This window comes from Thermosporothrix sp. COM3 (assembly GCF_059696735.1).
The window spans coordinates 5,765,694-5,784,663 of record NZ_AP019376.1 but is presented as its reverse complement, the minus strand read 5'-3'; the positions used below and the strand labels follow the sequence as shown (position 1 = coordinate 5,784,663).

The window sequence follows — 18,970 nt, the reverse complement described above, 5'->3', positions numbered from 1 at the left end:
CCTATCGTCTATCCAGCTTTCTTATGATTTTCAAAAGCTCATTCTTGATTCGCTCCTGATCTAAGGCATTGAAGCCACTCAGATAGTCTTGCGTCTCTTTCGATCCCACCGCTTGTCGAATCAGCAAGGCTGCAAGCTGGTTCGCATAGATCTCGACATCAAGTGACGAAAGTCGGTAATAGTCAGTTGTCATCTGTCCCATCTTCTTCAGGCTCCTCTTCCTTCAATCTGTATTTCTCACTGTGAGATGTCGCATATTTCTCGACAATACCGGCTCGTATCATCGCCTTCAAAGCATCCTCTAGCTGCTTAGAAGAATATTTCTTGAGATATGAGGTTCGCAATGTGTTTAACGTTAGCGCTCCCTGTCGCTTGAAGATCCGCATGATAGCGTCTTCAAGCTTGGCTCCTTCAGTCTCTGTCGAGGCGGGTAAGTTCACCTGCGCATACAGTTCATGGAGACTCAGGCGCAAAATTTCCGCCAGCTCCTGCGCTTTTGCCCAGTGGCGCAGCTCAATATGGTTGTTGTTTTCCAGACTTGCCATGAGTAAAGACATCCGCAATGCCGTTTCTGGCAAGCGGGTATAGCTGGCATTAAAATCCTCATGTGGGAAGCTCCAGAACAGCTTTTTGAGAGCCGTGCGATAGCGTTTATAGGCCTCGTATGCCTCTGATGACATGGTTGCCTGGGTCTCTGGCAACTCTTCACGAACGATATTGTATCTGCCGGTCGGACTCCCATTCTTGTCTGTCACAGGCTCCAGTTCGCAAGCTGGCACGCCTAAACGCTCATGCCAGCGTTGCAAGGGCCGGACCAGTTCTTCTGGGATGAGCAACTCGCCAAGCTCCAGAGTTGCATCTTTTGGTGTGACAGGAGGTGCCGCAACAAACGAAAATCGTGCCCAGAAACCGTCTGTCCAGAAATCAGCTCCAGATCCTGCATTTTCGCGAATGTTAGGCGGTGTCATACAACCCAACAGAGAGAGATAAGGCCGTTTGATGACCTCAGATCCACGTGAAATGGTGCTTGAATCAAATTCTGATGGACAGCCATCCAGCTCCAGGAATAACGAGACAAATTCAGCATTTGTGCTGTTCCGTCTCAAAACAGACTGCACGAATTTTCCAAACTCATCAAAGTACAATCCACGCTGGCCCGCCATCGACAACCGTTTTCTGATCCGTTCCTGCGCCTGTGCATCCAGATCCTCATATTGTGCTGGAATATGCACGCCTGCCATATCTGAAAGCAATTTCGCGGGCGACACTCGCTTCGGGGCCAGCAAATGCCCCAGACCGGCGTTGAACAAAACGTCCACTGCAACCTGTGCGGTTGTACTTTTGGCAAATACACTGGACTTGCCGTAGAGCGCAATCATGAGGTTTCCATAAATGCGCTTCGTTTGCAGAGGCAGGTAGACCCGCCGCGATGCTACAGTTGAAAGCAACCACATACCACAAAATACATGGTATGCTTCATAGCCCTCTGGCGAGGCCTGCTTACTGAAAGCTTCATATACTTCCAGGTATTGGCAGGCCCCCCGACTCAGTTCTTCTGGTAAGTGTGCCTGTTCAGGCAATTCTGGAAAGCCGATCTCTTGTGCCCTTGCAAGGGGAGCTGATGGTGTGGAAAGGAGATCAGCGAGAGCCGGATGCGTTTTAGCAAGGGCTGTAAAGACCCTCTCTATCGCCTCTGGATCGCCTTTAGCTCTCTCATATGGGGCTTCTAGCATGTCTGCCACATCTTCCCAATCAGGCCCCAGATCGGGCCTGTTTTGAGGCTTTTTACCGGCCTTGAGGTTGGTAAAATAGTCTCGGGCGCGCTGGTCGTACATGGCCGCCTGCTTTGCGGTAAGAGATGAGGGTGCGGCAACCATACGTATTCTCCTTTTTATTCGCAGAACTTTATTTACAGGACACTTCAATTTCTGTTCGCGGGCGCTCTTTGTCCACAGCTTTAGCCGCGCGGAGATCGACAACCAGGTTGTCATTGAGGCCAAGAAAATTGAACACAGCATCCTGGGAGATTTTGATACCGCCATCAATATCTCTCATCCATAGTGATGGCAGGTAGAACTTTAAAGTCATTTGAAGTGGAGTTTTCTGCTTATTTTCACGGATTACCCGAACAGCCTCCCAGTTCACTTGAGCATTCGCCTGCAACATCCATGCGGCCTCTTCCTTGAATTGTTTTGCTTTCGGAGATGAGGCCAGGCGACGTGTGCCAGAAACTACCTGGTAGGATCGATTGATTGAGGGAGGTAAAGGGAGTGTTCCTTGACAAATAATGAGATTATTTATCTGTTCAATAGTTGTCATAACTTTGACCTTCTTTTCATTTATTTCTCTTCCTTCTCAAGAAAAGGGGTTTGAACCTTTATCCTACTGCAACCTTTCCTTAGGTCACAGCCCTTCTCATCAGGATAAAGCAGGCTTTTATTGAAGTCAAGTATACCAAAGTTTAATTAACTTGTCAAAACTTTAATTAAATTGTCAAAAGCTAAGTTATAAAAAAAAGAAACTACAAACAAAATTCTGTAGTTTCTCCTCTTTACCTATAGCTTGCACTGGCTTGTAGAGCCAAACGAGCAAAACTACAGAAACTACAGACTGCAGAAACCAAAGAAACACCCAAAAATCGTCTGTAGTTTTTACCGTGCAAGGGGTTGCCTCTCTTCCCTGGAAGATTCCTCATGTTGTCCGTACAAATACTCTCTCCAATAAGATATCTTGTTATGACAAGACTGTTGTACTTACGACATAATTATATTCATAATAATATTATTATGATAATAATATTATTATGAATATAATAACTATTTTAGAATAGATAGCGTTGTATGGACATCCTGCACTGTACCCCTTGCACGGCACAAGAAACTACAGACCATTTTCGGGACTTCTTTGATTTCTGTAGTTCTGTACTTTGCGACTTCATTGGCTTGTAAAGCCAATGGAAACTACAGACAGGTGCAGAAAAAAAAGAAAGCTACAGAAACCCGTCTGTAGTTTCCTCCTTGCAAGGGGATAGGCTACCGAGAGCGAAGAGGAAGGCTGCTGAGTTTGGTTCAGCAGCCTTCCTCTTGAAGGCTTTTTAGGAAATGAGTAAATCCTGTAATTCTATGATATCATTATCACCCGACCAGATCCCTTCCATGATCTGATAGCCCAAGTTCGCTTCAGACAGTTCTGCTAAACCGTTCAAAAAAGAGGGGCGCCATAGTGCTCTTCTTTTTTTGTCATAGTTTTCTCTTGTGCGCTCTATTCCGTGCAAATGCCTGGTATGCTGGTTGCAGTCCTTCAGAGGTCAGAAAGGCGAAGGTGAGCGGTACCGTTGCAACGCAATGGGATGTTTGGGATATGGCTGTTGAAGCAGTGCAGGATCTGAAAGTGCTGGCCTGCTCCACGAATCAGGGGCAGGTTGCTGTGAGCGAAGAGGGAGGCTGCTGAGTTTGGTTCAGCAGCCTTCTTCTTGAAGGCTTTTTAGGAAATGAGTAAATCCTGTAATTCTATGATATCATTATCACCCGACCAGATCCCTTCCATGATCTGATAGCCCAAGTTTGCTTCGTTCAGATAGGTTTCGCTTTGAAGTCGTTGCGCAAAAAGCACAACAGCTTTCCAGAGAGCGATGGAGAGTTCTTTGTCCTTTTTGGCTCGTGGAAGTTTGAGAGATGCAAACATGGCTTCGCTCAGAATGCCCAGATGAGTGCGGGCTGCGACGGGCAATTTCGCATTGAAGTTTCCACTTTCGATATCAATGATCTGCCCAAAAGTCTCCAACGCGATATCTTGCCGACCAAGATAGGCAAATGCAATTCCTCGATGCCTTATTAATCTGGCATGGCTATGATTAATGTAAGGGGGAATATGTTCTGTATTTGCCTCCCTCGCAAAAAAGGTTTCTTCGGCTTTCGCCAGGGATGCAAAGGTTTCCGGCTTCCGATGGAGCGCCTGGTATTTCGCCAGACCGGTGTAAACCCATGACTCGATTACGGGGGAAACTTTCGTGTGTCGCTTTTGTTCTATCAGATAGGCTGCTTCTTCTGCATACTGAAGAGCATTCATCTTCTGATACCCCGAAGTCCATTCATAAGCGCCGGTTAATTCTCGGAGAGCCAGGACAAGGGACGCTCTGTTCTGACTTTGTCTCGCATAGGAAACTCCTTGTTCCGCATACAGCAAGGCTTTTTTTGTTCCTTCGAGATGGTAGCTGATCCTAGACTTGAGTTGGAACGTCTGAGAAAGAAGTGCAAGTGCTACATGCTCATACTTTCCTTGTGCTGCTGCTTGTAAGAGAGGCACGTAACTTCCCAGAACGGAGTATGCACACTCCATTTCTTTTCGCTCGCCTGCCGCCAGATAACCACAAGCAGTGAGGCCCGCCGCGCACTCATGAATTACTTCTTCTGCTGTACGTTTGTCAGATCTCCCTTTTAACAGTAAGGGGAGTAATGCGACCCGTTGTAATGCTTCTGTTCGCATAGGTTCTGTTGCCTCATCGATAATACGTGAAAGCTCCTGCTGTAGCATCCAGCAGGATTCAGAGGGAGTGAATGTTATTGCCATGAGTTGAGTTGTAAGATCGGCTTGGATGTAGGTTTGAAGATTATGTGTTTCCTGTGTGGTGTTTACAGGCATTGGTATGTTCTCGTCATCCAGACCTAGTTCTTCTTTTGACGATCCATACACCTTGCATAATTTGGCTCGATAATAGGCTGATGGGGTGGCTCCTAATTCCCAACGGTTCAGCGTATTAGGAGCACAGCCTATGTGGCTTGAAGCTGTTTCTAGCGTCCAATCCCTGCTTGTCCTTGCTTCTATTAATTTTAATCTTTTAGACCGTTTTGTCATAATCCTACATCCCTTCTTACAATAAACCACAAAACTGTATATCTGGTATTTAGCATAGCATGATTAGAAATACTTGTCGAGTGGAAAAACGGCATCTTGTTGAGGAGATGTTGAAATCTGTAGAAAGAAGAAAAATTGGAGAAAAGAAAGCTTGTTCATACATTCAAAATTGCATTTTCAGCTTGTATTCTCATTATAGATAGTTATACTTCTTTAGGGATACAACGATTGAGAGATGAGAAACAGGAGATATTTGATGGTAGAGAAAGATTACACAGTCAAAGCAGGCGATTATACCCTGTACAGTGGATCTGATCCTCAGGAAGCGCGTCGCGTATTTTTGGAGGCGGCAAATGATCCTGCCTATTTTGAGTGCAGAATCCAGCTTCTGAAAGGCGACCAGCTTCTTGGGGAGTTTCTCGAACGGATCGGACACCGACAACAGGACAAAGAGCTACTGAAATCGATCGAGAAGGAAGGAGAGAAAAATGAAGCAGACGACCTTGAGCAATGACGCCATTTTTGCACTGGTTGACCAGCACATCTTTGGCTTTGAGCCGACGTGTCACGGGCCGTGCCAGTACTGGTTCTTACGGGGGCATCTGGACATCTACAAGTGCCGGGAGTGTGGCGCGGAGGTCGTGAGCGACGATTTTCGACGTGTGCCGTCACACCATCCCCGACGCATTCCAGAATACCGCCTGGAACAGCTTCTGCAAGCGGTCAAACACCTCTCGCCAGAGCAACAGAAACGGGTTGTCATCGAGCTGCTTGCTGATGTCTCCTCAGAGAACTGGTCCATCACAACGGTGCTCATACATCTGCTTGTCACTATGAATGCTCGTCAGCTTGCCATTGCGATGCTTTGGGCACTTGGCGTTCTCTCTGAGCAGGAGCAAACCCATGAGTAAAGCGTTGTTTCGTCAAGACTGCTGGTATCGCACCATGCAAGGGGAGCTGGTCCATGTGATTGGCTATGAGGCCGATGAGCCTGACACACCCTATACGATCGCTTCGTTTGACGGGAAACAGTATTTCTGTAACCCTCTGGGGAGGGAGGAATCTGGGCTTTTCTCCCTGGCAGACGCTGAGATTGTGGAGCCACCACCGGGCAAGGAAATCTTTCTGTTTCGGGCGGAGCTGATCCTCGATATCAAAGTGCTCGCAATCGATCAAGAAACGGCCCGCATGCTTGCCGCGGAAATGTTGTCCCCGCGATCAGGGGACGATCATGTAATCATCATGTGCCATCAAAAGACACACATACAGGACAGGGAGGGTCCAGAACATGCTTCAATGGATGAGAAAGAAAATCGCTGACTGGTTGCAGGCGTTGTATGAGGCAAACCGGGTTCCTGAGACATGGGGGAGCCCGTCCGTTTCGCGTGAGACGTTTGAGCAGCTCCGTGAACGGGGCTTTTTCGCGGCTGGTCGGTATCTCTTCGGGCGGCTTCGTGAGGTTGGCCGTCCTGAGTGGTCACCAGCTCGCAAATTTGTCGCGCTTATCGTTGGTATCGGCCTGGTCGTGTGCGTGAACGCGTTCCTGCATACCTTCACGAAAGAGCGAAGGCCAGAAGTGACGACGGCTGGTCGTCGCCAGTTTTCGCCTCAGGTGCCAGCAGGGGCTGTACTGCTCTATGCCATCGGTGCAAGCTTATTGGTGGCGCAGAATGGCGAGGAGATCTCCGGCGGAGGTAGCGGAGGTGGATATGAAGGCACAGGGTGGGATGATTCAGAGGCGACGGAATACCGGCCCTACAAGCGGCGCGATGAAGAAGATGGAGGAGTCGGGAACGAAGACCTGTCGATATATGAACATTTTGATCCAAACGAGAACTATTAAAACGAGTATACTGAGAGAGAGGAGTATGACATCCTCCTCTCTTGCTATAAAGGAGGTAGCAAACATGCCACCACAGTTTATACGAATCGATCATGATAGGCCCTTTCTCGATATTATCAAGGAGAGCGCGAAACAATTTCACCCGTATCCCGAGAAGCTTGTAAAGCTGTTTGAAGAGATTGACAGAGCGCATTTCGTGCCAGAAGAGCTGAGCGACTTCTTGCCGTATGTTTACACAGATAGAGGTCGGGCGGGCTTGCTCAGTCAACCCTGGGTGATTTTCCGCATGTGTGCCTTGTTATTTCTTACAGGGAAGGAAACTGTCTTTGAAGGCGGCACCGGGACGGGGTATCAAACAGCCATCATGGCCCGCTTATGCAAGCACGTTTACTCGGTAGAGCGCGATCCCAAACGCGTCGAGTTTGCGAAGGATCGTCTGGCAAAACTCGGCATAGAGAATGTGACCATCATGCAGGGCGACGCCGCTGAAGGTCTGCCCCACTCTGCCCCCTTCGATCGGATGATTTTTGGTTGCGCCTTTTCTCAGGATCATGTGGAACAAGATCTTCTCGATCAGATGGCGGAGCAACAGTCTCGGCTCATCGCGCCTACTGGCCAGTATAGAGATGGGCGTGTATATGGGGATATTCTCAGGGTCGAGAAGAGGCGAGGAGAAGTCAAGCAGGAAGTGATCAACGCCTTTGCCAATACCCTTTACTTCGTACCGCTGGTTTCACCGCGCCCGGTCGGTTGGACCTGGCAGAAGGATCGCTATGTGCCCTCTAGCCAGGTGCACCAGCGCAAATGGTGGCAGTTCTGGCGCGTGTCGTAGAGCAACAAAAAAGAAAAGAGAGGGCTGCTCTGCCCTCTCCCCTTTTAATTTTTACAGCGCTCATTTAAAAATTGACGAAGATTTTCCACTTCGCTGGATGATAGCACGAATGTACATACTTTCTTAATATCTACAATCCCAACACTTCCATCAGAAAAATAAATAAATTCATATTCTTCGTCAGAATGATCAACGGTCTCATAAATGACGTCATTCATCTTGCACACCTGGCCTTCTAGAGGTTCATCCTCAATCAATGATGTACGCCTTCCAGTTAAACAAGCGAAAGAATTGTTATTTTAGTATAAGATTTAAAAAAGTCGTTCGCTTGTTCTGTTGTAAGCATTATAAGAGAGCGAACAGATGTTTGCAAGGTGTTCAAATGTTTCTTTCATATTCCCTACAAATCTTTATACAATTTTAACACATTAACAGTAGTTTGTTAGAAAGAACTACAATATACTAGTAATAAGAGAGCAAAGGGAAGCCAGAGCCAGACTCTGGAACTGCCCTGCTCCTTGCAAGGGGGGAGATGCAGCATCGCACTCCCCTCTTCCCACCTAGCACAATGATGCGAAATAGGCCATCTCGCAGGCTTCACACTGGTACTGAACCTCTTTTGTCAGACGGTAGATTTCCCGGCCATTTTCATCGTAGCGGCCAGTTTGTTCACAGATACCATACTCAGACGCCTGCTCCGCTGGAACAGTCTGCTTGCAAGTCATACACTGAACAAAATGAGACGAGCAGATTGCAAGTGTCATAATATGTCCTTCTTTCTTTGATCTGTAGGGACGGAGCTGGTTTGTCCAGCTCTTACCGCATGAACGAAAAGCCAGAGCTGGAAGAGAGTGGTGCACAACGTTGCCAATCGTTTGCAGGCGCTGACGGCGTATTTCCTATCTTCACGCCGTATGGGATTCTCGGAGAGACTCTTTCAGCCTGAGAGGATGGCGATAAAGGATCGGTGGTCTGCAGCAACGCTTTCAACTGAGAAATCTCGTCCTGAAGACGAGATACCTCCTCTTCAGAAAGTCCGCCTTCAATCAGAGAGCCCAACGCTAAATCATCTTCTATCTGCTGAATGCGCGTTTTGATTTGCGCTCTCTCATCCTGCTCGGAAGGTGCCGGTGCAGGAGTGGCTTGCGCTCTCTCATCTTGCTCAGTGACGACAGGCTGCATCGGGGGTTTGCAACCAGGGCGACCAAGCTTCACACGAAGCTCGCACATCTCTTTGACGGCGCGAATGTGCACGCATTCGCACGTCGCCGGGCAGGTGCAATGCCAGCGGCCATGTTCGTCGCATGTCACCTGATAGTATTTGGAGTTGTCGCGAGAGGGGGCAAGGTAGCCCAGGACTGCCCCTGTCGCCTTGTCATACACACGAATCAGTACGACAGGATGATAGGGCTTGCGGACGGCCTGCTTGCGAGATGTGCGGGTTGCGAGTGCTGTAGTCATCTGATAGAATCTCCTTTGTACAATTTTGTACCGCGTCGATCTGCTGTCCGGTTTGGCGATTGGGAGCAGGCGACGCGCTTTTTTATTTTCTGTGAGGTTATATCCTCGTTGAGAGTAGTATATAACACCTCTCTACACTTGTCAATAAAAATCCACAATAATTTATTTTCATCAAAATTATTTGACAGTTTTATAGATGGTATTATAAAATGTTAATGGACCTTCAATGAGGTTCCAATGACATTTCAAAGACGAACCAAGAAAAAAAGGGGAGAGATGGCAGCACAAAATTATATTCCTCTTGAAGAGGTTGCAAATCAGCTTCAGGTAACACGTGCGACCGTATACTACTACATAAAAGTGCTTAAACTGGAAAAACGTAGGTTTCCGTTAGACAGACGAGCTTATCTAGCAGCACAAGATGTTGAGCGCATTAAGAAGCTGAAAGAAGATGCAGCAAGGCGAAGTAGCAACTGAGTAGAGAAAAAAAATCAGAAGAAGAAGAGGCCGCTTAGCCCAGGTGTCCAGTGCTCCGCAAGCCTGAGAAACTAGCTCCACTGGACACCCAAGAAAGTACAGATTCAGTATACCACAATCTGTACTTTCTGCGATTCTTCAATTCTGTCGTTTGTACGCAAGTTCGTATGTTAACTCAACAAGATGAAAGGAAGAGTACAGGTGCATTCTACACCATCTATACACACATCGTCATCACCCTTCGATCAGATTCGCCGTGTTGAGAACGAGCACGAATATTGGAGTGCTCGCGATCTTCAGGGACTTCTGGGATATACAGCATGGCACAATTTTGAAGATGCCATTGAACGGGCGAAGCTCGCTTGTCAGAACAGTGGTCACAAAACTGAAGAACATTTTAACGGCGTCGTTAAAACATCCCCTATGCCCAATGGCGGCTTTAAAACAATACAAGACTACCATCTATCTCGCTACGCCTGCTATCTGGTAGCCGTGAACGGCGATCCTCGCAAAAAAGAGATTGCAGCAGCTCAAACCTACTTCGCCATGAAGCCCAGAGAAGCGAAAATGAGTCAGGCACAGAAAATCGACCAACCGCAGACCCGGACCCCCTTGCAAGGGCTACGCGACCTCTTGCCAGTTCCCTACATTGAGGCTCTCAAGCAGGTGCTACGCGCCGCTGAACACTACAAGCGAACCGTTGAAAGCGTGCTCACTCCGCAGAGCCAGCGGGAAAAACAGCCGCCAGCTCCGACACTGCTCCTGGAAGAGCCGAATCCTGAGCACATTCAGCGTGAAAACCTGCGCCACCTGGAGCGCGTGGAGACTCTGACAGTCAACACTCTTCGTACTTCCTGCATGAAGCACTACGACACTGCAGCGCTCCAGGCACAGCTTGAAGTGCTACTCAAGCACGGCAAAATCTCATAGTTCCAGACCAGCCACAGCACAAAGTATCAGCGCATATAAACAGCAAGGAAGATGAAAGATGAATCGCAAGGACATTGAAAAGCTGCTCAAGGAACTCGACAAAGAGCTATGCAAACAGCAACTTACGTCACGCGTTCAAATCATGATCGTTGGCGGTGCGTACATGCTGACCCAGATCCGCAACCGCGAAGCGACCAACGATGTCGATGTTGTCTTTCTGCATATTGAGGATCGCCAGATATTTAAGCAGTCCGTTGTTTCCATTGCCAGGAAACAGCAGCTCCCTGTTACCTGGCTTAACGATCTGGTTGATGATTTCCTCACCGAGCTTGGCCTTCCCGGGAAGTATGTCCCCTGGAAAAGGTTCAAATGCCTGGAAGTCTATGTGCCACCAAAGGAGTACATACTTGCACTGAAGCTGCTAGCAGGAAGACAAAAAGATCTACCAGACATTGACGCCCTGGCAAAGCAACTCAAAATACGAACACGCAAGCAAGCGCAACAGCTTCTGGATCGCCACTTCTCGCGACGAGTACAGCAGATCTACGAAGTCAGAAATACGCTGGAATTCTGCTTCCCGCAGTAAGTTTTCCCCTTCCTCCTCATATCGTATAATGGGTATAAGGAGGGAACGTCTATGAACTATCAGAAGCAAACCATGAAACGAGCCTTTGCAGAGATTTGTCAGGGCGTTGATCCCTGGATCGCTCTCGGAAACTTCATGAACGAATGGTTCGTCTACTCCGTTGATGATCGCTCTCAGCTTGTCTCTGAACCAATTCACCTGCCAGAGCAGGCGACCCCTTCACAGCTCCAGTGGGCCGCCTTTTGCGCCGCATCGGTTGAGTACCTCTGCCAGAAATACAACGTTCCCTGCCCGTCCTGGCCGCAAACTCTCAACTTCAAGCTCCCTATTCCCTGGTATTACCCTGCCAAAACTCAGTATCTGATAGAACGAACGCCAGAGCCGTTCCGACGCCGCAATATCTATTGCGGAGATAAAATGTTCAACAATAAGACCGAGATTCGTAGCCCTCTGGGCATTTGAGAAGATGCTTGATACCTACGGAGAATTTTGGTGGGTTGCCGCTGATGTGTGTCGAATTCTTGAGCTGGTGATCGAGCTCAAATAGTGTCAAGCCCCTGCGACGGTCAGCAGGGGCTTCTTTTTTGTTGCCAGAGCAGAGGGAAAAGTGTTGACGCTTCGGTTTTGTGTTGAATGGTGTTGAGGTTCCTCTTCAACGATTAAACTGGCTCTAGCAGGGAATTGAAGCCCTTTTGTTGACATGTTGACGTTGTTGACAATTAACTTTAAAAAAAGACTTCTCTATAATATAAAATAAACTAATTTGTACTAACAACATAACGTAATAATAATATTATGTTATGTATTATTATTATTATTATTTGTACAGACAAGATAATGATTTAGAGAATTTTTTCTTGCGAAAAGAAAAGGAGAATTTTCTTTTCCACTATCAACAGTGTCAACATGTCAACAAATTCGGTTCAGGCTGCTTGTAGCGCTGGTTTACGTGTGGAAGGAGAGCTTCAACATCTCTTCAACATTCCCTGCTCTGTCAACATTTTCTTTCGCTCCCCTTTTTTAATCGCCTATTGTCAACAATGTCAACATGTCAACAACTGGCCTCTAGCAGGCTCCACAAGCCAGATGACGTGTTGCCCTCTCCTTCAACAGCGTGAATATGCCCGTCAACAATTCATCGGCAGTGAACTTCCTGCTGACGACTCAACATCTTAAGCTAATGAATGCTCTACGGCCCAAAATTTTGAAATTTTGGGGCATACAGAAGCTGAAAGCTCAATCTGGTAGTCTGGGGGGAAAAACAGGCAATTTTGGGGAAATTCCCTTTGAGGGATTGCACCAAAAAACAAGAAAACCCGCTGGCCTGACCACCCGCAGGTTTCTTGTTCTGTTTGTGGTTGTGTTCACTAACAACGAAAATCCTGCCCCGTTGAACGTAACGGGATAATCCTATTATATCATACTTACGTATGTTCGTACAGATGACAGTACTTCCTGCTTTCTACCAGCATCCTGCACAGCTTTCGCCATGCAGGGAATGCTTATTCGGCTGGCTCATCTGCCTCATCTGGCACATCTTCCAGAAGGTCACGCGTCTCCACGCCTAATGCCCTGGCAAGTTTTGTCAGGGTGTATGTGGTGACACCCTGGAAAGGATTCTTAAATATATTTCTTATGGTTGAATAAGGGACTTCACTTTCTATGTGCAGCCTCGTCATAGACATGTTTTTCTTCTTGGCAATTTCTTTCACTCGTAGTCGGGTTTTCATCATTTAGCTCCTTCATCCACACAACCTACAGAACTACAGAACTACAGAAACCAAAGAAACCCCCGAAAATTGTCTGTAGTTGTTGCTCCTGCACCCGATGATCTCGGTATTTTCAAGGTCATCAGCAAGGAAAGCAGACAATACAAAATCATCTGCTGACATACGCTCTACCGTCCCAAATTGGCCAAAATTCGGGCATACATTTGCAGGGGTGCACAGATTTATGCATCCCCGCAAAATATCGATGTTACGACGCCTTCAGGGGGCTCTTATACTCCCTCGCCATTCTTCTCGTCACCTGACACGCTCTCAACCAGCTCAGATATGTCCGTCTCCAGCACTTTCGCTATTCTCGCGAGCGTCTCCAGAGTGATATTGGTGTGCGGATTGTGGAAAATTCGCCTGATAATCGTGATATCGACCCCTGACTGTAGAAAAAGCTGCCTCTGACTCAGTCCCTTTTGCTGAGCGATTTCTTTGACTTTTAAACGAAATAGCATGCTGACTCCCCTGGTTCAACTATAGAGGAGTCTACCAAGCCACCTTGATTTAGAATAGCATGGTATTTTTCACGATGTTTGACAACATGATGTGGGTAATCGTATGTTTATAACCAGGATGATTAAAACCATTATGGTTCATAGGGTTGGAGGGAGCAATGACACAAAACAGCGAAGTTACACGTTTACTGGCTCAGATCAGCGAGGAATATGAAGCAGCTCAACGTGGACTGTCTGGCCTGGCGCAAGGCACATCTCAACACACATTCATTACAAAGCGAATGGAACAGATAGCAAATCTCCACAACCGTTTGAGGGAGCTGGTAGGAGAGAAGGCGATGGCTCTTATAGTGAAGCAGCTAGAAGGCCAGCATGAACAACGAAAAAATACACGTTGAGAGAGGAAACAAAAAAGCAAGGGAGCAAAGAAATCAACACAGGTAAACGATGTTATTTTTGCCTCATCATTACGTTTAAGTGAAAAGACGATATTCATTTGAATGTACATATTCATTGGAGGAACCTATGTATCAACATCCCTCATCACAAGAGCATTTTTCTCATGACTATCAAGCAGGATATACTTCACAACCGACATTCGCGCCACCGCAGCCAACCTATCCACAGCCATCCCAACAGCCCTACGCGCCACAACAACCGCTTCAACACCCCTATCCAGCGCCACAGCCATCTTATCCGCAACAGCCGTCCTATCCGATGCAGCAGCAGCCTCTGTATCCACAACAACAGGTGATGATGCCGCCTCAGCACATAGTGGTTCAGCCCCAGGTGCAAAACGTGGTAAACGTCGTCAATGTACAAAAAAAGAAGCTGCCTCTCCTCATCAGGCTTCTCTATTTCTGTGTCATTGGTTCATGGCTCGGAACGTCCTGGCTTCTCATTGCACTTATGGTCTGCGCTACCGTTGTGGGTTTTCCCGTTGGCGTCGTCATGCTGGCTCTGACACCAAAGATATACTTTCTGTAGCACCCCACGCGTGAAAGCGGAGCCTACCCCTTGCAAGGGAGAAACTACAGACGGGTTTCTGTAGTTTCTTCTTTTTTTCTGCACCTGTCTGTAGCTTCCATTGGCTTATAAAGCCAATGAAGTTGCAAAGTACAGAACTACAGAAATCAAAGAAGTCCCGAAAATGGTCTGTAGTTTCTCTTCCGTGCAAGGGGCACAGTACAGGATGTCCATACAACGCTATCTATTCTAAAATAGTTATTATTTTAAATAATAATATTATTATCATAATAATATTATTATGAATATAATTATGTCGTAAGTACAACAGTCTTGTTATGACAAGATATCCTATTAGAGAGGGCATTTGTACGGACAACATGAGGAATCTTCCAGGGAAGAGGGGCAACCCCTTGCACGGAGTAAAAACTACAGACGATTTTCAGGGGTTTCTTTAGTTTCTGTAGTCTGTAGTTTCTGTAGTTTTGTTCGTTTGGCTCTACAAGCCAGTGCAAGCTGCAGGTAAAGAGGAGAAACTACAGAATTTTGTTTGTAGGACCCCCTTGCACGGAAGAGAAACTACAGACAATTTTTGGGGGTTTCTTTGGTTTCTGTAGTTCTGCAGTTTCTGTAGATTGTGTGGATGACGTTGCTTGAGAAGCTTCATCAGAAAAGCCAAACCTCCATTTTTTTAGAATACTCTGGCAAAAAGTGCAGATTCTTTAAAGGCCCCCGCCAGGTATCGAAAACTGAGCCCAAATAACTTAAAGCGAAAAGTGCAGACTTTTTAAGGGAATAGTCTGTAGTATCTGTAGTCTTCAGTTTCTGCACATCTCTTCATCGGCTTTCCACCCTGCCTGGAGCAAATTTGTGGAACGCAAACTACAGACTCTGATCTACTCCTTGCCTTGCACGGCCTAAAATAGTATTGCAAAAGGGCACAATCAGTGCTCAATTAGAAAGATTGTGAGGTATTGCTTAAATGGCTAAAAATAAAAGAAACTTGCGTCAAATTTGATAAAACATGGTATACTTCCTTTTAGAAAACCAAGCCGGTGTAGCTCAGGGGTAGAGCAGCGGTTTTGTTTACGCTAAGACAACGGTTTTCAAAGAAGGAGCAACGGTTATGTTGACATTTTCAACACACCAAAAAAAGAAAAAGTGGCTTATCAAGCCACCTGGAATCAAAGAGCCGGTGAAGGGATTCGAACCCCCGGCCGGCGGTTTACAAAACCTGTTCCATTATAAAATGGCTTGTAGTGCGGTTTTACGGGCTAGTTTTTTGCAAAAGGTAACGGTTCATCCCTATTCTCCCTTGCAAGGGGGTGCGCATGCCTAAAATCAAAAAGCGTGAGGAGTCATCTCTACAAATTCCCGTTCAGGAAGCAGTATATGATTTCTTTGCTTCTCCTGAATTTAAAAGATTGCGGCCCTCCACCAAGCAAGAATACTCCCAGGAGCTTCCTGAGTTTGCAGCATGGTGTGCATCTCATACCATATTGCAGGATAAAAACAAGAAATCCTGGTATGCTCTGCCAGTAGGGAAAAAATATGAACCGATCATGTTGAATCAGATAAACCACCATGTAATTCAGTGCTTTGTGGAATACTTACAACAAACACACAAGCCATCAAGATCTGCTGCAAGTGAGATATCCACTTACACCCTGGCCAGCTATGTAAGAGTGGCTAAACGCTTCCTCAGTTGGTGTCTGGAGGATGAGCAGTATAGCGATATACTTGATGCTAAAAGCATAAACAAAATTAAGCTCCCAACAGTGGTAAAAACCATTATCGAGGTCTTCTCGCCTGAACAGCTAGAAGCTCTTTTTGATGCGTGCAGATATGAGGAGTCTGAACATCTGCAAATACGAGATCAGGCCATCCTTGCACTGCTTGTAGATACAGGTATCCGAGCTTCCGAACTCGTTTCTCTCACTATAGGGAATGTAAGCCTAGACACAAAAGATTCTTACGTTCGGGTACTTGGGAAAGGGGGAAAATGGGGTGAAGTTGGCATGGGAGAGAAAACACGCCGGCTCTTACAAAAATACATACGTATGTTCCGAGTGCCAACAATAGAGTTTGCAATTGAAAGCCAGCTTAAAAAACTGCCTACTCGTAGCGCACAACAATTTAAGGCACAGGCGATACAAAAAGCGAATCTCTTTATGAGCCGGTCAGGAGGAGGGTTAACAGTTAGAGGCTTAGAGAGGTTGATTGAAAGATTAGGTGAATGGGCAGAAATAGAGGGAGTAAGATGTACTCCCCATACTTTCAGGCACACCTTTGCAGCAATGTTTATACGCAACGGAGGGGACATATATACGCTTTCCAAACTGCTCCGCCATTCCTCTGTGAAAGTCACAGAAGAATACCTAAAGAGTTTGAAACAGTCAGAAGCACGGAGAGGGGCAAAGTCGGTACTCGATACCCTCTAGCTCTTTCCCTTGCAAGGGGAACTACAGAACATTTCCTCTGTAGCTTCTGATTGAACAGCCGGGCTGGTGTCGAAGGCACCTTCCCGGCCAGCAGTCCTGTTACTAGGTTCAGGACTAAGCGACATTATATCCTGAAAGGACGGAAAAATGAATTACTTTCGCACTCTTGGGGGAATTCTCATTCTCTTATCCGTCATCGCGCTTGAGGCTTTATTTGCCGCAGGCATCTGGTTCATGATTGGAGTCGGTTTGCAACCTGCTCTCGGCCTCTCCTGGTCGTATGTGCTGGCAACAATTGTGAGCCCAGTGGTCGCAATTATGGCAATCGTTTTGTTTACATACGGCCATCAGTTGAAGTCATACATTCTCGATTATGAAGCGGTTCACGGGACAAAGTACAGTAGCGAGTATAAAGTCCGTTTCAACAGCCCTTCATATACACTCATTGTGGATTGTATGAAATGGTTCGTGTTTCTCATGGACTCTGCTGGTATTATTTATAGGCTCATGCTGGAGCCGATCCCCTTGCCCGGCAAGTTCCTGCTTGGCATCGTATTAGAACTACTGGCCCTTTCTCCCTGGCTTATTGGCACGATTGTCTATATTTTGGCGAATCGTCCTGCCGAGGCAATTCGCCGTGATATAGACTATATAACAGAAGTAGAAAAAGCGTACGAAGATTTGCGATCATTAAACGAGAAAAAGCGGAAGGCCCCACCTACCGCCCGTCACCAGCTTGCACCTACACAGACTGCTTCTTTACCACCAGCTCAAGCGGCCTCACTGCCGCCAGCTCAGGCTACAGTACAACCAGCACCAAAAATTATTAAGCCAATCTCCGGAAATTTTATCTCCCCTCTGCTGAACAACCAGGCCAATCAGCAGGGGAATTAGCCCCCTCTCCCGAACCTACCGAGTCTGAAAATTCAGGAAAAAATTCGGTAGGTTCACCTGCTCACTCCGCTTCGCCAGCGGCTTTAGTCTGGCATAAAAAACGAGGCAGGCAGAGAAGCAATGAGCAGGTACGCGAACTGATTCTCTATAGAATCGTTCGGGGTCATTGGCCTGGTGGATTATCAGATGACATGAGAATCTATTACAACCAGCATTATCTTAGAAGGAGTGGCAAATTTCATGCCAAAACAGTCCAGTGGCGCGCTGAAGCCGAAGAACAATTCGGTAAAAAATTCAGACTCACCGAAAAAACAGCCGAAAAAATACACGCTCCTCGATCTGGCAGACCTGTGGTTCACCTTGCCCGATACCGACAAGCGAACCAACGTTGAATCTTGCTCTGATGCTGAATTCTATCAATTCATCTCGCAGTATGTTCGCGTGGAAGGAGATGCGCCGGAACGCTGGTCTCTGGAAGATCGGCGCGATGTCCTCAATTTTGCGCTAGAAAATTCGGTACAACTGAATTTTTTAGAGGCTTCAGACGGCTCTACAAGCCATGTAGGCAAGAAAGAAGATACAAACAATGAAGGCCCGCCAGCAGGCACATAGGGAGCTACCAGAATAGCTTTTGCCGGGATGACAGAAAGAGTGTCCCGGCTTTTTCACGCTCTGAAGAGAGTTTTGTCAGAATGTATTTACAAGTCCTGATACACGGGGTATAATAACTGTAGGTTATGAATTTTGGTGTTGTGATAACTATTCGTTATCATGATCACAACGCCGCCATCACCATTCTTGCACTCGGACAAACGTTCAAGCACGTACTTGAGAAGCCCACGGCTTGAGTCGTAGGGCGTCGTTATTCTCCTTCCAGTATGGTGGTTGTAAACCCATCAGGTTCCTCTCTTGGAGCCGGTAGAGAGTAGAGGGTAGAGGTAGAGAGTAGGGGGAAGCTCTACCTACCGGCTCTTTTTTCAATAGGTGATGTTGCATGAATGATAAGCCAAAGAAAGAAACAGCGAGAGCCTATCGGGCCTTTCTGGCTTATCGCGACATGCCACAGCCTCGGAGTCTACGCAGACTTGCGGAAGAAATGGTTCGGGAACGCCACAAACCTTCAACAGTTCATCAACAAACCTTCAAGAGCGAGGCTTACGCAGCTTCATTATTTCGTCAACTCGCTACATGGTCATCTACATTCAATTGGCAGGAACGATGTAAGCAGTATGATGAAGAGCAGGCCGCACTGAGACGAGTTCAATATAGCGAGCTTGCCATAACCGCCCTCTTGAGACATCTTCAAGCAGATGTCTCCCCTTCCGCTCATTCCCAGATCAAAGCGGCGCAGCTCGTCCTGGAGCATCTGGTTGTCTCTGAGGAGATCGCCACCCTCAAAGCACAACAGGAGAAGCTCAGTGAAGCACTTAAGAAACTGGGGGTAGCACTCGAATGA

27 protein-coding genes are annotated in these 18,970 nt (G+C 46.9%); 18 read left to right on the top strand and 9 right to left on the bottom strand.

Going from position 1 to position 18,970, the window contains the following annotated elements:
* Position 1: 1 nt before the first annotated feature.
* Genes KTH_RS24680 through KTH_RS24670 form a run of 3 tightly spaced genes read right to left on the bottom strand, consistent with a single transcriptional unit; the run spans position 2 to position 2,319 of the window.
* On the bottom strand, positions 2–202 hold the full coding sequence (locus KTH_RS24680; RefSeq protein WP_497621525.1) for a hypothetical protein: 201 nt from the start codon (positions 200–202) through the stop codon (positions 2–4).
* Positions 183–1,877 carry a DUF3987 domain-containing protein gene (locus KTH_RS24675; protein ID WP_497621523.1) on the bottom strand — a complete coding sequence of 565 codons (1,695 nt, stop codon included), beginning with the start codon at positions 1,875–1,877 and terminating at the stop codon, positions 183–185. Before KTH_RS24675 ends, KTH_RS24680 begins: the two co-directional genes overlap by 20 nt.
* A gap of 28 nt (positions 1,878–1,905) precedes the next feature.
* Positions 1,906–2,319, bottom strand: coding sequence for a RusA family crossover junction endodeoxyribonuclease (locus tag KTH_RS24670; RefSeq protein ID WP_497621521.1), 414 nt, complete (start codon positions 2,317–2,319; stop codon positions 1,906–1,908).
* 1,002 nt (positions 2,320–3,321) lie between these two features.
* Here KTH_RS24670 and KTH_RS24665 point away from each other — a divergent pair.
* Positions 3,322–3,450, top strand: a complete 129-nt coding sequence (locus KTH_RS24665; RefSeq protein ID WP_497621519.1) for a hypothetical protein — start codon at positions 3,322–3,324, stop codon at positions 3,448–3,450.
* Positions 3,451–3,483: 33 nt separating this feature from the next.
* Here the strand turns inward: KTH_RS24665 and KTH_RS24660 are convergent, their stop codons facing one another.
* Positions 3,484–4,854, bottom strand: coding sequence for a helix-turn-helix transcriptional regulator (locus tag KTH_RS24660; RefSeq protein WP_497621517.1), 1,371 nt, complete (start codon positions 4,852–4,854; stop codon positions 3,484–3,486).
* Positions 4,855–5,110: 256 nt separating this feature from the next.
* On the opposite strand from KTH_RS24660, the gene KTH_RS24655 reads away from it, so the two are divergent.
* The 5 genes from KTH_RS24655 to KTH_RS24635 all read left to right on the top strand — a co-directional run bounded on the left by KTH_RS24655 (position 5,111) and on the right by KTH_RS24635 (position 7,529).
* Positions 5,111–5,368, top strand: a complete 258-nt coding sequence (locus KTH_RS24655; RefSeq protein WP_497621515.1) for a hypothetical protein — start codon at positions 5,111–5,113, stop codon at positions 5,366–5,368.
* Complete coding sequence (locus tag KTH_RS24650) at positions 5,343–5,765, top strand: hypothetical protein (protein ID WP_497621513.1); 423 nt, start codon at positions 5,343–5,345, stop codon at positions 5,763–5,765. The genes KTH_RS24655 and KTH_RS24650 overlap by 26 nt, the downstream gene beginning before the upstream one ends.
* Positions 5,758–6,174, top strand: coding sequence for a hypothetical protein (locus KTH_RS24645; protein WP_497621511.1), 417 nt, complete (start codon positions 5,758–5,760; stop codon positions 6,172–6,174). Before KTH_RS24650 ends, KTH_RS24645 begins: the two co-directional genes overlap by 8 nt.
* Positions 6,143–6,697: a hypothetical protein gene (locus KTH_RS24640; protein WP_497621509.1), complete on the top strand. Its 555-nt coding sequence runs from the start codon at positions 6,143–6,145 to the stop codon at positions 6,695–6,697. Before KTH_RS24645 ends, KTH_RS24640 begins: the two co-directional genes overlap by 32 nt.
* 64 nt (positions 6,698–6,761) lie before the next feature.
* Complete coding sequence (locus KTH_RS24635; RefSeq protein ID WP_497621508.1) at positions 6,762–7,529, top strand: protein-L-isoaspartate O-methyltransferase family protein; 768 nt, start codon at positions 6,762–6,764, stop codon at positions 7,527–7,529.
* Positions 7,530–7,573: 44 nt separating this feature from the next.
* On the opposite strand, the gene KTH_RS24630 is transcribed toward KTH_RS24635, so the two are convergent.
* The 3 genes from KTH_RS24630 to KTH_RS24620 form a co-directional block, all read right to left on the bottom strand.
* Complete coding sequence (locus KTH_RS24630) at positions 7,574–7,747, bottom strand: hypothetical protein (RefSeq protein WP_497621506.1); 174 nt, start codon at positions 7,745–7,747, stop codon at positions 7,574–7,576.
* A gap of 342 nt (positions 7,748–8,089) precedes the next feature.
* Complete coding sequence (locus KTH_RS24625; RefSeq protein WP_497621504.1) at positions 8,090–8,293, bottom strand: hypothetical protein; 204 nt, start codon at positions 8,291–8,293, stop codon at positions 8,090–8,092.
* Between the two features lie 52 nt (positions 8,294–8,345).
* Positions 8,346–8,990 (bottom strand): hypothetical protein, encoded by a 645-nt coding sequence (locus KTH_RS24620; RefSeq protein ID WP_497621502.1) that lies wholly within the window; start codon positions 8,988–8,990, stop codon positions 8,346–8,348.
* 276 nt (positions 8,991–9,266) lie between these two features.
* Between KTH_RS24620 and KTH_RS24615 the strand changes: the two genes are divergently transcribed.
* The 5 genes from KTH_RS24615 (at position 9,267) to KTH_RS24595 (ending at position 12,159) form a co-directional block, all read left to right on the top strand.
* A complete protein-coding gene (locus KTH_RS24615) occupies positions 9,267–9,467 on the top strand; it encodes a MerR family transcriptional regulator (RefSeq protein WP_497621500.1) in 201 nt (66 codons plus the stop codon).
* 201 nt (positions 9,468–9,668) lie between these two features.
* Positions 9,669–10,397: a BRO family protein gene (locus KTH_RS24610; protein ID WP_497621499.1), complete on the top strand. Its 729-nt coding sequence runs from the start codon at positions 9,669–9,671 to the stop codon at positions 10,395–10,397.
* Positions 10,398–10,455: 58 nt separating this feature from the next.
* Positions 10,456–10,983: a hypothetical protein gene (locus KTH_RS24605; RefSeq protein ID WP_497621498.1), complete on the top strand. Its 528-nt coding sequence runs from the start codon at positions 10,456–10,458 to the stop codon at positions 10,981–10,983.
* A gap of 51 nt (positions 10,984–11,034) precedes the next feature.
* Entirely contained in the window at positions 11,035–11,445 is a 411-nt protein-coding gene (locus KTH_RS24600) for a hypothetical protein (RefSeq protein WP_497621496.1), read from the top strand.
* Positions 11,446–11,889: 444 nt separating this feature from the next.
* Positions 11,890–12,159: a hypothetical protein gene (locus KTH_RS24595; RefSeq protein WP_497621495.1), complete on the top strand. Its 270-nt coding sequence runs from the start codon at positions 11,890–11,892 to the stop codon at positions 12,157–12,159.
* Positions 12,160–12,485: 326 nt separating this feature from the next.
* On the opposite strand, the gene KTH_RS24590 is transcribed toward KTH_RS24595, so the two are convergent.
* Both KTH_RS24590 and KTH_RS24585 read right to left on the bottom strand, forming a co-directional pair.
* Positions 12,486–12,716 (bottom strand): helix-turn-helix domain-containing protein, encoded by a 231-nt coding sequence (locus KTH_RS24590; protein ID WP_497621494.1) that lies wholly within the window; start codon positions 12,714–12,716, stop codon positions 12,486–12,488.
* 266 nt (positions 12,717–12,982) lie between these two features.
* Entirely contained in the window at positions 12,983–13,213 is a 231-nt protein-coding gene (locus KTH_RS24585; RefSeq protein WP_111325496.1) for a helix-turn-helix domain-containing protein, read from the bottom strand.
* 158 nt (positions 13,214–13,371) lie between these two features.
* Between KTH_RS24585 and KTH_RS24580 the strand changes: the two genes are divergently transcribed.
* The 7 genes from KTH_RS24580 to KTH_RS24550 all read left to right on the top strand — a co-directional run bounded on the left by KTH_RS24580 (position 13,372) and on the right by KTH_RS24550 (position 18,970).
* Positions 13,372–13,611: a hypothetical protein gene (locus KTH_RS24580; RefSeq protein WP_497621493.1), complete on the top strand. Its 240-nt coding sequence runs from the start codon at positions 13,372–13,374 to the stop codon at positions 13,609–13,611.
* Between the two features lie 127 nt (positions 13,612–13,738).
* Positions 13,739–14,200 carry a hypothetical protein gene (locus KTH_RS24575; protein WP_497621492.1) on the top strand — a complete coding sequence of 154 codons (462 nt, stop codon included), beginning with the start codon at positions 13,739–13,741 and terminating at the stop codon, positions 14,198–14,200.
* 1,105 nt (positions 14,201–15,305) lie between these two features.
* Positions 15,306–15,518, top strand: a complete 213-nt coding sequence (locus KTH_RS24570; RefSeq protein ID WP_497621596.1) for a hypothetical protein — start codon at positions 15,306–15,308, stop codon at positions 15,516–15,518.
* Positions 15,511–16,620 carry a tyrosine-type recombinase/integrase gene (locus KTH_RS24565; protein ID WP_497621594.1) on the top strand — a complete coding sequence of 370 codons (1,110 nt, stop codon included), beginning with the start codon at positions 15,511–15,513 and terminating at the stop codon, positions 16,618–16,620. The genes KTH_RS24570 and KTH_RS24565 overlap by 8 nt, the downstream gene beginning before the upstream one ends.
* Before the next feature lie 147 nt (positions 16,621–16,767).
* Complete coding sequence (locus tag KTH_RS24560) at positions 16,768–17,514, top strand: hypothetical protein (RefSeq protein ID WP_497621592.1); 747 nt, start codon at positions 16,768–16,770, stop codon at positions 17,512–17,514.
* A 240-nt stretch (positions 17,515–17,754) separates the two neighbouring features.
* The gene (locus tag KTH_RS24555; protein WP_497621590.1) at positions 17,755–18,126 is read left to right on the top strand and encodes a hypothetical protein; all 372 of its coding nucleotides are present in this window, start codon (positions 17,755–17,757) and stop codon (positions 18,124–18,126) included.
* Positions 18,127–18,508: 382 nt separating this feature from the next.
* Positions 18,509–18,970, top strand: coding sequence for a hypothetical protein (locus KTH_RS24550; RefSeq protein WP_111326230.1), 462 nt, complete (start codon positions 18,509–18,511; stop codon positions 18,968–18,970).